Origin of the sequence: Pseudomonas sp. B21-051 (genome assembly GCF_024748795.1) — a bacterium.
GTDB classification, from domain to species: domain Bacteria; phylum Pseudomonadota; class Gammaproteobacteria; order Pseudomonadales; family Pseudomonadaceae; genus Aquipseudomonas; species Aquipseudomonas putida_A.
Map to the genome: position 1 here is coordinate 3,914,809 of NZ_CP087166.1, position 14,627 is coordinate 3,929,435.

Annotated in this window: 12 protein-coding genes and 4 tRNA genes; 2 read left to right on the forward strand and 14 right to left on the reverse strand. The window is 60.9% G+C overall.

Annotated elements, in window-relative coordinates; all coding sequences use genetic code 11:
- Positions 1-56 precede the first annotated feature (56 nt).
- The 4 genes from leuB to leuC all read right to left on the reverse strand — a co-directional run bounded on the left by leuB (position 57) and on the right by leuC (position 4,175).
- On the reverse strand, positions 57-1,139 hold the full coding sequence (leuB, locus tag LOY52_RS17465) for a 3-isopropylmalate dehydrogenase (protein WP_258675255.1): 1,083 nt from the start codon (positions 1,137-1,139) through the stop codon (positions 57-59).
- A 55-nt stretch (positions 1,140-1,194) separates the two neighbouring features.
- Positions 1,195-1,962, reverse strand: a complete 768-nt coding sequence (locus tag LOY52_RS17470; protein WP_258675256.1) for a class I SAM-dependent methyltransferase — start codon at positions 1,960-1,962, stop codon at positions 1,195-1,197.
- A gap of 136 nt (positions 1,963-2,098) precedes the next feature.
- Positions 2,099-2,743: a 3-isopropylmalate dehydratase small subunit gene (gene leuD, locus LOY52_RS17475; RefSeq protein ID WP_047600201.1), complete on the reverse strand. Its 645-nt coding sequence runs from the start codon at positions 2,741-2,743 to the stop codon at positions 2,099-2,101.
- Between the two features lie 13 nt (positions 2,744-2,756).
- Positions 2,757-4,175: a 3-isopropylmalate dehydratase large subunit gene (gene leuC, locus LOY52_RS17480; protein WP_258675258.1), complete on the reverse strand. Its 1,419-nt coding sequence runs from the start codon at positions 4,173-4,175 to the stop codon at positions 2,757-2,759.
- Between the two features lie 141 nt (positions 4,176-4,316).
- On the opposite strand from leuC, the gene LOY52_RS17485 reads away from it, so the two are divergent.
- Positions 4,317-5,207 carry a LysR family transcriptional regulator gene (locus tag LOY52_RS17485; RefSeq protein ID WP_258675259.1) on the forward strand — a complete coding sequence of 297 codons (891 nt, stop codon included), beginning with the start codon at positions 4,317-4,319 and terminating at the stop codon, positions 5,205-5,207.
- A 68-nt stretch (positions 5,208-5,275) separates the two neighbouring features.
- Positions 5,276-8,554, forward strand: coding sequence for a PAS domain S-box protein (locus LOY52_RS17490; RefSeq protein WP_258675261.1), 3,279 nt, complete (start codon positions 5,276-5,278; stop codon positions 8,552-8,554).
- A 49-nt stretch (positions 8,555-8,603) separates the two neighbouring features.
- Here the strand turns inward: LOY52_RS17490 and LOY52_RS17495 are convergent, their stop codons facing one another.
- The 10 genes from LOY52_RS17495 to gltX form a co-directional block, all read right to left on the reverse strand.
- The gene (locus tag LOY52_RS17495) at positions 8,604-9,047 is read right to left on the reverse strand and encodes an Hsp20 family protein (RefSeq protein ID WP_007969230.1); all 444 of its coding nucleotides are present in this window, start codon (positions 9,045-9,047) and stop codon (positions 8,604-8,606) included.
- 121 nt (positions 9,048-9,168) lie between these two features.
- A complete protein-coding gene (locus tag LOY52_RS17500) occupies positions 9,169-10,128 on the reverse strand; it encodes a tRNA-dihydrouridine synthase (RefSeq protein WP_258675262.1) in 960 nt (319 codons plus the stop codon).
- A gap of 167 nt (positions 10,129-10,295) precedes the next feature.
- Positions 10,296-10,733, reverse strand: a complete 438-nt coding sequence (locus tag LOY52_RS17505) for a thioesterase family protein (protein ID WP_095668811.1) — start codon at positions 10,731-10,733, stop codon at positions 10,296-10,298.
- Between the two features lie 46 nt (positions 10,734-10,779).
- Positions 10,780-11,613: an alpha/beta fold hydrolase gene (locus LOY52_RS17510; protein WP_047600195.1), complete on the reverse strand. Its 834-nt coding sequence runs from the start codon at positions 11,611-11,613 to the stop codon at positions 10,780-10,782.
- A gap of 30 nt (positions 11,614-11,643) precedes the next feature.
- Positions 11,644-12,183 (reverse strand): TetR/AcrR family transcriptional regulator, encoded by a 540-nt coding sequence (locus LOY52_RS17515; RefSeq protein WP_007969225.1) that lies wholly within the window; start codon positions 12,181-12,183, stop codon positions 11,644-11,646.
- A 181-nt stretch (positions 12,184-12,364) separates the two neighbouring features.
- Positions 12,365-12,440: transfer RNA gene (locus LOY52_RS17520), tRNA-Glu, on the reverse strand.
- A gap of 81 nt (positions 12,441-12,521) precedes the next feature.
- Positions 12,522-12,597: transfer RNA gene (locus LOY52_RS17525), tRNA-Ala, on the reverse strand.
- A 53-nt stretch (positions 12,598-12,650) separates the two neighbouring features.
- Positions 12,651-12,726: transfer RNA gene (locus tag LOY52_RS17530), tRNA-Glu, on the reverse strand.
- 79 nt (positions 12,727-12,805) lie between these two features.
- A tRNA-Ala gene (locus tag LOY52_RS17535) sits at positions 12,806-12,881 on the reverse strand.
- Positions 12,882-13,137: 256 nt separating this feature from the next.
- The gene (gene gltX, locus LOY52_RS17540) at positions 13,138-14,619 is read right to left on the reverse strand and encodes a glutamate--tRNA ligase (protein WP_003226448.1); all 1,482 of its coding nucleotides are present in this window, start codon (positions 14,617-14,619) and stop codon (positions 13,138-13,140) included.
- Positions 14,620-14,627: the final 8 nt, after the last annotated feature.

Genomic DNA, 14,627 nt, shown 5'->3' on the forward strand with positions numbered 1-14,627 from the left:
CCTTCTTGAAAAGTGGGCCGCTGCTTTGTATTGAATTTCGCAGCGGGCCCGAGAGATTACAGATTCCGCAGCGCGGCGACTACTGCGTCACCCATTTCCTGCGTTCCGACTTTAGTGCAACCGGCCGAATGGATGTCACCGGTACGCAAGCCTTGATCCAGCACCACGCTGACGGCTTTCTCGATGGCATCGGCCACATCGTGCAGATTGAAGCTGTAACGCAGCATCATCGACACCGACAGAATCGTCGCCAGCGGGTTGGCAATGCCTTTGCCGGCGATGTCCGGGGCCGAACCGTGGCACGGCTCGTACATGCCCTTGTTGTTCGAATCCAGCGAGGCCGACGGCAGCATGCCGATCGAGCCGGTGAGCATCGAGGCTTCGTCGGAGAGAATGTCGCCGAACATGTTGTCGGTGACGATCACGTCGAACTGCTTCGGTGCGCGCACCAGTTGCATGGCGGCGTTGTCGACGTACATGTGACTCAGTTCGACTTCAGGGTAATCCTTGGCGACCTGCTCGACCACTTCACGCCACAGTTGGCTGGACGCCAGCACGTTGGCCTTGTCCACCGAGCACAGCTTCTTGCCGCGAACCATGGCCATGTCGAAACCGACGCGGGCGATACGGCGGATTTCACTCTCGCTGTACGGCAGGGTGTCGTAGGACTGACGCTCGCCGTTTTCCAGGGTGCGGGTGCCGCGTGGCGCGCCGAAGTAGATGCCGCCGGTCAGTTCACGAACGATCAGGATATCCAGACCGGCAACGATTTCCGGCTTCAGGCTCGAAGCGTCGGCCAGTTGCGGGTAGAGGATCGCCGGACGCAGGTTGCCGAACAGGCCCAGTTGCGCACGGATTTTCAGCAGACCACGCTCAGGGCGGATGTCACGCTCGATGGTGTCCCACTTCGGGCCGCCCACGGCGCCCAGCAGGACGGCGTCGGCAGCACGGGCACGCTCGAGGGTTTCGTCGGCCAGCGGCACGCCATGCTTGTCGATGGCGGCACCACCGATCACGTCATGGCTCAGCTCGAAGCCCAGGCTGTACTTGTCGTTGGCCAGCTCCAGCACCTTGACCGCTTCGGCCATGATTTCCGGACCAATACCGTCACCTGGGAGAATCAGAATCTGCTTGCTCATGCTTTCCTCGTGTCTTCAATCGGTGCGCCTCTGACAGGCGCGCCCGGAAAAATGCTTAGCGTTCGGCCATCAGTACGATCACATCTGTACTGAACGAGCCATCGGCATCAATCTCAAAATATTCGCGCACTTCGTTGCCCATCGACTGCTGCAACTGGCGGATCGCCGCGCGCATCACTTCGGGCGTGCGCATGCGCTCGACCCAACTGCTGTACTCCAGACGCAGGCGCTGACGGCTGGTGCTGCGGGTGTGCAGCCCGGCCTCGCTGACCTGACGCAACCACTCGCCGGCGGAATAATCGCGCACATGGCTGGTGTCGCGCAGCACTTCGACGCTCTGCAGATAAGTGTCGAACAACGGGCTGCCCGGCGACAACACGTCGATGAACGCTGCCACACCGCCCGGTTTCAGCACCCGACGCACTTCACGCAGGGCCACACCGAGGTCGCTCCAATGGTGCGCCGAATAACGACTGAACACGTAATCGAATTCGCCATCGGCAAACGGCAGGCGCTCGGCGGCGCCGTTGACCGTGGCAATGTTGGCAAAACCGCGATCCACAGCCGCAGCAGCCACCACGTCGAGCATTTGCTGCGACAGGTCGTAGGCCACCACTTCCTTTACCAGCGGCGCCACATGAAAACTCACATGACCGGCGCCGCAACCCAGGTCCAGCACCCTGGCCTCGCCCTGCCCTGCCAGTTCAGCCTGTAGCAGCGCGAATTCAGTGCCTTGCGCATGAACGGCGCTGCTCAGGTAGGCGGCGGCCTGTTCACCGAATTGCTTTTGTACAACCTGGGTGTGCTGGGCGGTGCTGGTCATGGTCACATCCTGCATTTGTGTTGTTTGAGCGGCCGTCTTCGCGAGCAGGCTCGCTCCCACAGGGGAATGCATTTCAAGTGTGGGAGCGAGCCTGCTCGCGAAGAGGCCGGCCCTGACTACATCAATCTCGAATCAATCACGCGTCGCGGAACAACCACGGCTGGCTCACACGATGCCTGGCCTCGAACGCAGCAATCGCATCACCGTCCTGCAAGGTCAGGCCGATATCATCCAGACCATTGAGCAGGCAATGCTTGCGGAACGCGTCGATCTCGAAGCGGTACACCTTGCCGTTCGGGCTGGTCACGGTCTGCTCGTGCAGATCGATCTGCAATTGATAGCCCGGCTCGGCCTCGACCTGCTTGAACAATTCATCGACTTCGGCATCGCTCAGGATGATCGGCAGCAAGCCGTTCTTGAAGCTGTTGTTGAAGAAGATGTCGGCGTAGCTCGGCGCAATGATGCTGCGGAAACCGTATTCTTCCAACGCCCACGGCGCGTGTTCACGGCTGGAGCCGCAACCGAAGTTCTCGCGGGCCAGCAACACACTGGCGCCTTGATAACGCTCGGCGTTGAGCACGAACTCCTTGTTCAATGGGCGCTTGGAGTTGTCCTGGTACGGCTGGCCGACATCCAGGTAACGCCACTCGTCGAACAGGTTCGGGCCGAAACCGGTGCGCTTGATCGATTTCAAGAACTGCTTCGGGATGATCTGGTCGGTGTCGACGTTGGCACGATCCAGAGGCGCGACAAGACCAGTGTGCTGGGTAAAAGCTTTCATGCTGCGCTCTCCTTCAGATCAATTCACGAACGTCGATGAAACGACCGTTCACCGCCGCCGCAGCGGCCATGGCCGGGCTGACGAGGTGGGTACGACCACCGGCACCCTGACGGCCTTCGAAGTTACGGTTGGAGGTCGAGGCGCAATGCTCGCCGGACTCCAAGCGGTCCGGGTTCATCGCCAGGCACATCGAGCAACCCGGCTCACGCCATTCGAAACCGGCTTCGAGGAAAATCTTGTCCAGACCTTCGGCTTCCGCCTGGGCCTTCACCAGACCCGAACCCGGCACCACGATCGCCTGCTTGATCGTCGAGGCGACCTTGCGGCCCTTGGCGATCACGGCCGCAGCGCGCAAGTCTTCAATGCGCGAGTTGGTGCAGGAGCCGATGAACACGCGATCCAGCTGAATGTCGGTGATCGCCTGATTGGCGGTCAAACCCATGTATTTCAAGGCGCGCACAATCGAATCGCGCTTGACCAGATCCATCTCTTTGGCCGGATCCGGCACGCTCTGATCAACGGCCAAGACCATTTCCGGCGAAGTGCCCCAGCTGACTTGCGGCTTGATCTGCGCAGCGTCGAGTTCAACCACGGTGTCGAACTTGGCGTCGGCGTCGGAAACCAGGTCTTTCCAGGCTTCAACCGCCTGATCCCACTGCGCGCCTTTCGGCGCGAACGGACGGCCCTTGACGTACTCGACGGTTTTTTCATCCGCGGCCACCAGACCCACGCGGGCGCCGGCCTCGATGGACATGTTGCAGATGGTCATGCGGCCTTCGACGGACAGATCGCGAATCGCGCTGCCGGCGAACTCGATGGCATGCCCGTTACCGCCGGCGGTGCCGATCTTGCCGATTACCGCGAGGACGATGTCCTTGGCCGTCACACCGAATGGCAACTGGCCTTCGACCCGCACCAGCATGTTCTTCATTTTCTTCGCAACCAGGCACTGGGTGGCGAGCACGTGCTCGACCTCGGAAGTGCCGATCCCGTGTGCCAAGGCACCGAAAGCGCCGTGGGTCGAGGTGTGCGAGTCGCCGCAGACCACGGTCATGCCCGGCAAGGTTGCGCCCTGCTCCGGGCTGATCACGTGGACGATGCCCTGACGGATGTCGTTCATCTTGAACTCGACAATGCCGTATTCATCACAGTTGTCATCGAGGGTCTGAACCTGCAAACGCGAGACCTGGTCGGCAATCGCGGCGATGCCACCCTTGCGCTCCGGTGTGGTCGGTACGTTGTGGTCCGGGGTCGCGATGTTGGCATCGATGCGCCAAGGCTTGCGCCCGGCCAGACGCAGGCCTTCGAAGGCTTGCGGCGAGGTCACTTCGTGGATGATGTGACGATCGATATAGATCAGCGCCGAGCCATCGTCGCGCTGTTTGACCAAATGCGAATCCCAGAGCTTGTCGTAGAGCGTTTTGCCGGCCATCAGACGGTTCCTCATCAGCTTGTTTCTATGCCCTGGGCTTATCAATAACCCTTTGGCTTGTGAGGCCGATCCTATGGGGTTAGATTAAATAACTCAAATTCATATTTTTTATGCTTTGGATAACCAACTGGAATACGATTCATGGATCTGGCCAACCTCAACGCTTTTATCGCGATTGCCGAGACCGGGAGCTTCTCCGGCGCCGGTGAACGCCTGCACCTGACGCAACCGGCGATCAGCAAACGCATCGCCGGACTCGAGCAACAATTGAAGGTAAGACTGTTCGACCGACTCGGTCGTGAAGTCGGCCTGACCGAGGCTGGCCGCGCCCTGCTGCCCCGGGCCTACCAGATTCTCAACGTGCTGGACGACACCCGCCGCGCCCTGACTAACCTGACCGGCGAAGTCAGCGGCCGGCTGACCCTGGCCACCAGTCACCACATCGGTCTGCACCGTTTGCCGCCACTCTTGAGGGAATTCACCCGCCGCTACCCACAGGTGGCACTGGATATTCAGTTCCTCGATTCGGAAGTGGCCTACGAAGAGATTCTCCATGGCCGTGCGGAACTGGCTGTCATCACCCTGGCGCCGGAGCCACATACGCTGGTCAAAGCCACGCCGGTGTGGGACGACCCGCTGGATTTCGTGGTGGCGCCGGAGCATTCACTGATCAGCAATGGCGCCGTGAGCCTGGCGGACATTGCCGGTCATCCGGCGGTTTTTCCCGGAGGCAACACCTTCACCCATCATATTGTCCAACGCTTGTTCGAAGCCCAAGGGCTGACGCCGAACATCGCCATGAGCACCAACTACCTGGAAACCATCAAGATGATGGTCTCCATTGGTCTGGCCTGGAGTGTTCTGCCACGCACCATGCTTGATCAACAGGTCGCGCGCATACCTTTGCCGGGCATACAGCTCAGTCGCCAGCTAGGCTATATCGTGCACACCGAACGGACGCTGTCGAATGCGGCAAGGGCTTTCATGGCCTTGCTGGATGCGCAAATCGATCTGCCAGGGACTTCAGGCTAACTTGTGCTACTCCTATAGAGCCGCTGTCCCTGTGCCTAACGCCACCATCAGCTCAAGGCCCGTTAACAATGCCGAAATCTGTTGACCGAATTCCGCCGATGCCGCGTATTCAGGCCATTGATCCGCGACGTTCCGAGCAGAGCTGGGAGAGTGCGCCGCAATTGCTCGCCGCACTCAACGGCGCCCGGCTCGGTGCCTGGTATTGGGACATCGAGCGCGGGCAGATCAGCTGGTCACGGGGCACCCAGGCGCTGTTCGGCTTCGATCCACGGCAACCGCTGCCCCAGGACCTGGAATATCTCGACCTGCTGCCGCCCGAAGACCGGGCGAAAACCGTGCGCGCCTTCCACGCGGTGATTGCCGGCGCCCCGCTGGAACAGGCAATGCACCACCGTATCCGCTGGCCCGACGGCAGCCTGCACTGGCTGGAAATCAGCGGCAGCCTGCTGCCGGACAAGCACGGCCGGCCCCGAATGATCGGGGTGATTCGCGAAATCACCCACCAGCGTCAACGTGAACAGGCTCTGAGCAGCTCGGAGAAACGTTTCGCCACACTTTTTCACCTGTGCCCGAACATGGTGCTACTGACGCGCCAGGAAGACGGCCTGATCACCGAAGCCAACCAGTATTTCGAAAGTCTGTTCGGCTGGCCGGTCCAGGACGCCATCGGTCGCACCACACTGGAACTGGGCCTGTGGGTGCACCCGGAGCAACGCGCAGAGCTGGTGAAAAAGACCAAAGCCAAGGGTGAGTTGGTCAGCATGGAAGTGCAGTTCCGCGCCAGCAACGGGCAGATTCATGACGGCATTCTCAGCGCACAGAAGGTCGAGCTCGAAGGCCAGCCGTATCTGCTCAGCACCTTTCTCGACACCACCGAACGCAAAGCCGCCGAACACGCCTTGAAAGACAGTCAGGAACGCCTTGATCTGGCGCTGGACTCGGCGCAGCTCGGCACCTGGGACTGGCACATCCCCAGCGGCATGCTCTACGGCTCGGCGCGGGCCGCGCAATTGCACGGGCTGGAGCCAATCCCGTTTCACGAATCGTTCGAGGAGTTCTTCGAAGGCGTGCCCGGCGAGGAGCGCGACAGCATGCGCGACGCCTACCGCAGCCTGCGCGAAGGCCCGGCCGGCAATTATCAACTGACCTATCGCGTGCAACTGGCGGATGGCAGCTCACGCTATCTGGAAAGCCGCGCCCGCCTCTACCGCGATGAAAACGGCGCGCCGCTGCGCATGGCCGGGACCTTGCTGGACATCACCGATCAGGTCGAGCGCGAGCAACGCCTGGTCGCCTCCGAAGAAAAATTCGCCACGCTGTTCCAGGTCAGCCCCGACCCGATCTGCGTTACCCGTCAGGACAGCGGCGAGTTCATCGAAATCAACAACAGCTTCACCCAGACCTTCGGCTGGAGCGCCGCCGACGTCATCGGGCGCACCGCCGAGGACATCGGCCTGTGGGACGCCTCGGCGAAAAGCCTGCAACGTATCGAGCGGGTGATCCGCGAACAGGGCCTGAGCAATGTCGCAATCATCGTCCAGCACAAGGACGGCCAGTCGCTGACGTGCGTGATTTCCAGCCGGCAGATCAGCGTCGGCAATCAGCCGTGCATCGTCACCACCCTGCGCGACATCACCCAACAGCAGCGCTCCGAGGCCGCACTCAAGGCCAGCGAAGAGAAATTCGCCAAGGCGTTTCACTCCAGCCCCGACGCGATCACCATCACCGAACGTGACACCGGGCGCTATCTGGAGGTCAACGACGGTTTCTGCCGCCTCACCGGCTATCGCGCCGAAGAAGTGGTGGGCAAAACCGTGTACCAGATCGGCATCTGGGCCGAAGAGAAACAACGCTCGGCGCTGCTTGCCGAACTGCAGATCAAGGGCCGCGTGCACCATCAGGAAATGCTCGGGCGCAACAAGCGCGGCGAATTGCTGACGGTGGAAGTGTCGATTGAACCGATCACCCTCAACGAAACCGCGTGCCTGCTGCTGACCGCCCGGGATGTCAGCCTGCTGAAGAACGCCGAAGCGCAGATCCGCCATCTGGCCTATCACGATCCGCTGACCAATCTGCCCAACCGCGCCTTGCTGATGGATCGCCTGAGCCAGCAGATCGCCCTGCTCAAGCGCCACAACCTGCGCGGTGCGCTGCTGTTCCTCGACCTTGACCACTTCAAGCACATCAACGACTCGCTGGGCCACCCGGTCGGCGACACGGTGCTGAAAATCATCACCGCACGGCTCGAAGCCAGCGTGCGCATGGAGGATACGGTGGCGCGTCTCGGCGGCGATGAATTCGTGGTGCTGCTCAGTGGCCTGGAAGGCACGCGCAACGAGGTCAGCGCACAAGTGCGGGAACTGGCCGACACCATTCGTGAGTTGCTCTCGGAGCCGATGTTCCTCGACGGCCAGCGTCTGCAAGTGACGCCGAGTATCGGCGTGGCGCTGATTCCCGATCACGGCTCGACCCCGACCGATCTGCTCAAGCGCGCCGACATTGCGCTGTACAGGGCCAAGGATTCCGGGCGCAACACCACGCAGATGTACCACAACACCATGCAGAAAGCGGCCAGCGAGCGGCTGCGCATGGAGACCGACCTGCGTCTGGCGTTATCGCGCGGCGAGTTCAACGTGCACTACCAGCCGCAGGTCGATGCGCGGGACAACCGCATCATTGGCGCCGAGGCGCTGGTGCGCTGGAATCACCCGGAGCTCGGCGCGCAATCGCCCACTGAGTTCATCAAGGTGCTGGAAGACAGCGGCCTGATTCTGGAAGTCGGCACCTGGATCCTCGATGAGGCCTGCGAAGCGTTCAAACAATTGATCGCCCTGAAACTGGTCGACCCGCTCAATTTCAGCCTGTGCGTGAACATCAGCCCACGGCAGTTCCGCCAGAACGACTTCGTCGAACGCATCGAGCACAGCATGAGCAGCCACGGTCTGCCCTGCGCGCTGCTGAAACTGGAGATCACCGAAGGCATCGTCATCCAGAACCTGGAAGACACCATCAGCAAAATGCGTCGCCTGAAAAAACTCGGTGTGAGTTTCGCCATGGACGATTTCGGCACCGGCTATTCATCGCTGACCTACCTCAAGCGCCTGCCGGTGGACACCCTGAAAATCGACCAGTCGTTCATCCGCGACGCAACCACCGACCCCAACGACGCCGAGATCATCCGCGCCATCGTCGCCATGGCCCGCAGCCTGGAACTGGAGGTGATTGCCGAAGGCGTGGAGACGCCGGAGCAACTGGCGTTCCTGCAGGGGCTGGGCTGCCATTTGTATCAGGGTTACCTGCACAGTCGGCCGGTGGCACTGGAGGCGTTGAAAAAAATGCTCAAATGACGGGCACAAAAAAAAGGGCGCCAGGGGCGCCCTTTTTTCTTGCTCGGCCTTATTGCAGAACCGGCTTCTGCGCTCCGTTGATCGGGATGCGCTTGGCTTTCGCCTCTTCCGGGATCACCCGCAACAGGTCGATGCTCAGCAGACCGTTGCTCAGATCGGCGGCCTTGATCTCGATGTGATCGGCCAGGCGGAAGGACAGCTTGAAAGCACGCTGGGCAATGCCTTGATGCAGGAAGGTCACGCCTTCGTTGGCATCACGCTTGCCGCCACTGATGGTCAGCACACCCTTCTCGACTTGCAGCTCCAGGTCTTCTTCCTGGAAACCGGCGGCCGCTACGACGATACGGTATTGATCGTCACCGTGTTTTTCCACGTTGTAGGGTGGGTAGGTGCTGCCTGGCTCGTTGCGCAGCGCGGTTTCGAACAGGTCATTGAAACGGTCGAAACCCACCGAGGAACGGAACAGTGGTGCCAGGGAAAATGCAGTACTCATGGTTCAAATCTCCTGAAAACAATCAGCAAGTTTTTGTGTCTCCGCGACCCGAATTCGGCATCGCGTAACCCTTAGATAGGGACCGCCAAAATGATTTCAAGAGAGTATTTGCAGATTTTTTTCAGGCTGCGGCGGCGACCGGCAAACCGAGCAAACGCGAGACCTGGTCCGGTTCTGTCTCGCGACGCAGCACGGTAAACAGCTCGGTGGCCTCGGGATAATTGCGCGTCAGCATCGCCAGCCATTGCTTCAAGCGACCCGGCGATTGGCGAGCGGTCATCTGCGCCTTGGCTTGCAACCAGAAGTCCTGAATCAGCGGCAGCAGCTCGGCCCAGGTCATCTCGACCACATCTCCACCGGCGCGCGCGGCAGCGATCTGTTTGGCCAGATCGGGGCGTGACACCAGACCGCGTCCGAGCATGATGTCCTCGACACCGCTGATCTCGCGGCAGCGGCGCCAGTCTTCGACGCTCCAGATATCACCGTTGGCGAACACCGGCACCTTGACCACGTCCTGCACCCGCGGAATCCACTCCCAATGCGCCGGCGGCTTGTAGCCATCAACCTTGGTCCGGGCATGCACCACGATGTGTTCGGCGCCGCCCTCGGCCAGCGCCGTGGCGCAGACCAGCGAACCGTCCGGGCTGTCGAAACCCAGGCGCATCTTCGCGGTAACCGGGATGTGCGCCGGCACGGCGCGACGCACATGCTCGACGATGGAGTTGAGCAGCTCCGGCTCCTTGAGCAGCACCGCCCCGCCCCGGGACTTGTTGACGGTCTTGGCCGGACAGCCGAAGTTCAGGTCGATGACTTGCGAGCCGAGTTCGCAGGCCAGCGCCGCGTTTTCCGCCAGGCACACCGGATCGGAACCCAACAATTGCACGCGCAGCGGCACGCCGGCACGGGTGCGGGCGCCGTTCAGCAGCTCCGGGCCGAACTTGTGGAAGTAGGCCGGGGTGAGCAACTGATCGTTGATCCGAATGAACTCGGTCACGCACCAGTCGATGCCGCCAACGCGGGTCAGCACGTCGCGCAGGATGTCGTCGACCAACCCCTCCATGGGCGCCAGGGCAATTTGCATGGGGAAAACACTACTCAGGAAGAAAAAACGTGCGGCAGTTTACTGGATTAAGCCGGTTAAACCCACGACCACCTGTAGGAGCTGCCGCAGGCTGCGATCTTTTGATTGTGATCTTTAAAAATCAAAGTCAAAAGATCGCAGCCTTCGGCAGCTCCTACGGGATCGGGTCAGGCCAGGGACAGGATCGCCGGGCCGTAACCCTCGATAAACTCCGCCGGCATGCGCTTGGGCTTGCCCGTGGACAGTTCGATGCAGACGAAGGTGGTCTGGGCGCGCAGCAGGGTGGCGTTGTCGCTCGGGCGGATCAGCTGGAAGTGCCGGGTCATTTTCAGGCGCTGGTCCCAATCGACGATCCAGGTCGCCAGTTGCAGTTCGTCGCCTTCGTAGGCCGCCGCCAGATAATCGATTTCGTGACGCACCACGGCCATCGCCCGATCCAGACGCCGGTACTCGACCAGATCCAGCCCCAGACGCTGCGAGTGGCGCCAGGCGCAGCGTTCGAGCCAGGTCACGTAAACCGCGTTGTTCGCGTGGCCCAGCCCGTCGATGTCCTCGGCGCCTACTTGCAGATCAATGGTGAACGGCGTTGCCCGATCCCAGCCCATGCCCCACTCCCGGTCAGATTATTCAACCGGGGCAGTGTAACGGATGTCAGGCCGATTGCCGCGCTTGAAGGCTGCGCCCTGCCAACAGTGATAACACGCCATCAACCACTCGAGGGTCGGCCAGCACGCGCTGGTGGCCGCCGCTTTCCAGGCGCAGCAGGCGACTGTCGAACCATGACTCGTGGATCAATTGCGATTCCTTGACCGAGACGAAGTTATCGTCCTCGGCATGCACGATCAGGCCCGGCATATCCAGTTGATAGTGCGCGACATCGAGGGTCGCGGCGCGCATGCCGACGTCCTGCTCGACCTGGCGGATGAACGCCGAGCGCGCCCGCGGTGGCATGCCGACGTAGCGGGCAAAACCGCGCAACACGCCGAGGATACGCGCGGGGGCTGCGATGCTGACCAGGGTTTCGGTGCGCAGGCCCAGTTGCACCGCGAGCATGGCACTGGCGCCGCCCATGGAGTGGCCGATGACGGCTTGAAGAGGAGGCAATTCGGCGGCCGCTTCGAGCATGGCGCGGGCGAACAGTACGACGTTGGCTTCACGCCCCGGCGAACGACCATGGGCCGGGCCATCCAGCGCGACAACGGTGTAACCGGCCTCGACCAGCGCCGTGATCAACGCCGCAAACTGGGTGGGCCGCCCTTCCCAACCGTGCATCAACAGCACCGCCGGTCCCTGCCCCCAGCGCAGCGCCGACAGGCCGAAGCGCAGCGTGATACGTTCTGAACTCGCCAGCAGCGGCAGCTCCCAATCACGCAGCGGCAACGTGCGCGGCGTCATGAACGCCTGACGCATTTTGTTCGCCACTCGTTGCGGTGCAATCCAGCCCAAGGTGCCATTAACGCCACGAACCCACTTCAACGTGTTCATCGCTCTCTCCTCAGGCGTGTTGCCTTCAGGTCAACGCACTGCCGATTTGGCAGCGCGCAGCAATCGATCGGATAAATCGCCCGGGCCCAGCGCACGTGCCAGCGCCAGACCACCCACCATCAACGCCACATCAGCCAACGCCTTGTCGGTGTCCTCGGGGCTGGACGCCAACTGCGCAATCATCAGTTCCAGGTGCTCGTTCAGCGCGATGCGGAAGGATTCCGGCAGACGCCCCAATTCGCCAATGGACGCCGGAATCGGACATGCGGCGTCACTGGAATCACGGTGCTTGCGTGACAGATAGAACGCAGCAACCAGGGCGCGACGCTCTTCACCGGTCAGCTCGGAGTCCATGTCGGCAATCAGGTCGCGTCGACGGCTGAGCAGTTGCTTGAACGCCTCTAGCATCATCGCGTCCTTGCTTTCGAAGTGCGCGTAGAAACCACCGACGGTCAGGCCGGCAGCGCCCATCACTTCGCCCACGCTGGGATCCGCCGGACCACGCTGCATCAGTGCGGCGCTGGCCGCCTTGAGGATGCGTTCGCGGGTTTGAGCTTTTTTATCGTTCATCGTTGCCTCCGAATATTACGACTAGAATATTATTCGCATAATAATATTCCGCAAGTCGAGGATATGACCGCTGGTCTGAAGCACAGTGTAAGGAAAAAGGAGAGTTGGCCAAACGCCAGACAAACAAAAGGGCCATTCAATAATTGAATGACCCTTATAAATCCCGCAGAGCGGGTAATCGTGGCGTCCCCTAGGGGACTCGAACCCCTGTTACCGCCGTGAAAGGGCGGTGTCCTAGGCCACTAGACGAAGGGGACACAAACCCTTCTATACAGCTGATCAGTGCTGAGATCTGATCTGATTCAAGGCCGGTGTGGCCAGACCTTGAACTGTAAAATTGGTGGAGCTAAGCGGGATCGAACCGCTGACCTCCTGCATGCCATGCAGGCGCTCTCCCAGCTGAGCTATAGCCCCGGATTTTTCGCCTCGCGGCGGAGTGACATCTTGCAACATCACTTCTGTAAAACTGGCGTCCCCTAGGGGACTCGAACCCCTGTTACCGCCGTGAAAGGGCGGTGTCCTAGGCCACTAGACGAAGGGGACGCAAACCCTTCTATACAACTGATCAACGCTGAGTGTTGATCGCTTCGGAGCCGGTGTGGCCAGGCTTCGAAGTGTAAATTGGTGGAGCTAGACGGGATCGAACCGTCGACCTCTTGCATGCCATGCAAGCGCTCTCCCAGCTGAGCTATAGCCCCTCATCGTTGATGTCATCGCTGAGGACGGGGCGAATCTTAAGGGCGTATCGAAAGCCTGTCAAACTTATTTTTGAAAAATTTCAAAGTTTTTTGTCGGCATAACAATCACTTACCGCCTCCCCCCGAAAATCCGGGAGGTTTACGCACACCGCGACCTGTAGGAGCTGGCGCAGCCTGCGATCTTTTGCTCTTGCTTCTTAAGAACAACGGCAAAAGATCGCAGGCTGCGCCAGCTCCTACAGGGAATCACAAGTGCTTAGGCGATAGCGCCCAGCAGCTTTTCCCACTCTTTGTTTTCTTTCTTCGACACGCCGCCCAACAGGTCAATCGCCTGGCGCAGACGGAAACGCGTCAGGTCCGGGCCGAGGATTTCCATTGCATCGAGCACCGACACCGAACTCGCCTGCCCGGTAATCGCGGCAAACATCAACGGCATCGCGTCACGCAGCTTCAGCTCAAGAGATTCGACCACCGCCTGAATCGTTGCGGTGATGCTGTCCTTCTCCCACTGACGCAGGCTTTCCAGCTTCCACAGGATCAATTGCATCAACTGACGCACCTGATCACCGGAAAGCTTTTTCGATTCGAACAGCTTGGCATCCGGGTTCACGCCACCGGCAAAGAAGAAGCCGCCCAGCGGTGCAACCTGGCTGAAGGTTTCCACGCGCCCCTGCACCAGCGGCGCGATCTTCATCATGTACTCGGAGTTGAACGCCCACTTCTGCACGCGCGCGGCGAACTCTTCCACCGGCAGGTCACGCAGCCACTGGCCGTTGAGCCACGACAGCTTCTCGATGTCGAAGATCGGCCCGCCGAGGGACACACGCTTGAGGTCGAAGTTGTCGACCATTTCCTGCAGCGAGAACTTCTCGCGCTCATCGGGCATCGACCAGCCCATGCGACCGAGGTAGTTGAGCATCGCCTCCGGCATGAAGCCCATGCGCTCGTAGAAGGTCACCGAGGTCGGGTTCTTGCGCTTGGATAGCTTGCTCTTGTCCGGGTTACGCAGCAGCGGCATGTAGCACAGCTCCGGCTGCTCCCAGCCGAAGTATTCGTACAGCAGAATCAGTTTCGGCGCCGATGGCAGCCATTCTTCGCCGCGCAGCACGTGGGTGATGCCCATCAGGTGGTCGTCGACCACGTTGGCGAGGAAGTACGTCGGCAAGCCGTCGGTCTTCATCAGCACTTGCATGTCCATGCGATCCCACGGGATCTCGACATCGCCACGCAGCATGTCCGGCACCACGCAGACGCCTTCGGTCGGCACTTTCATGCGGATCACGTGCGGTTCGCCGGCGGCCAGACGGGCGGCGACTTCTTCCTTCGACAGCAGCAGCGCGCGGCCGTCGTAGCGCGGGGTCTCGCCGCGCGCCATTTGTTCGGCGCGCATCTGGTCCAGTTCTTCTGCGGTGCAGAAGCATGGGAACGCATGGCCCATGTCGACCAGTTGCTGGCAATACTTCTGATAGATATCACCACGCTCGCTCTGCCGGTACGGGCCGTGCGGGCCGCCAACGTCCGGACCTTCGCTCCAGTCGATCCCCAGCCAGCGCAGGGCGTCGAAGATCTGCTGTTCGGACTCGCGGGTCGAGCGCAACTGGTCAGTGTCTTCGATGCGCAGGATGAACTCACCGCCATGCTGCTTGGCAAAGCAGTAGTTGAACAATGCGATGTAAGCGGTACCTACGTGGGGGTCCCCGGTAGGCGATGGCGCGATGCGAGTGCGGACGGTGGTCATGGCATGTC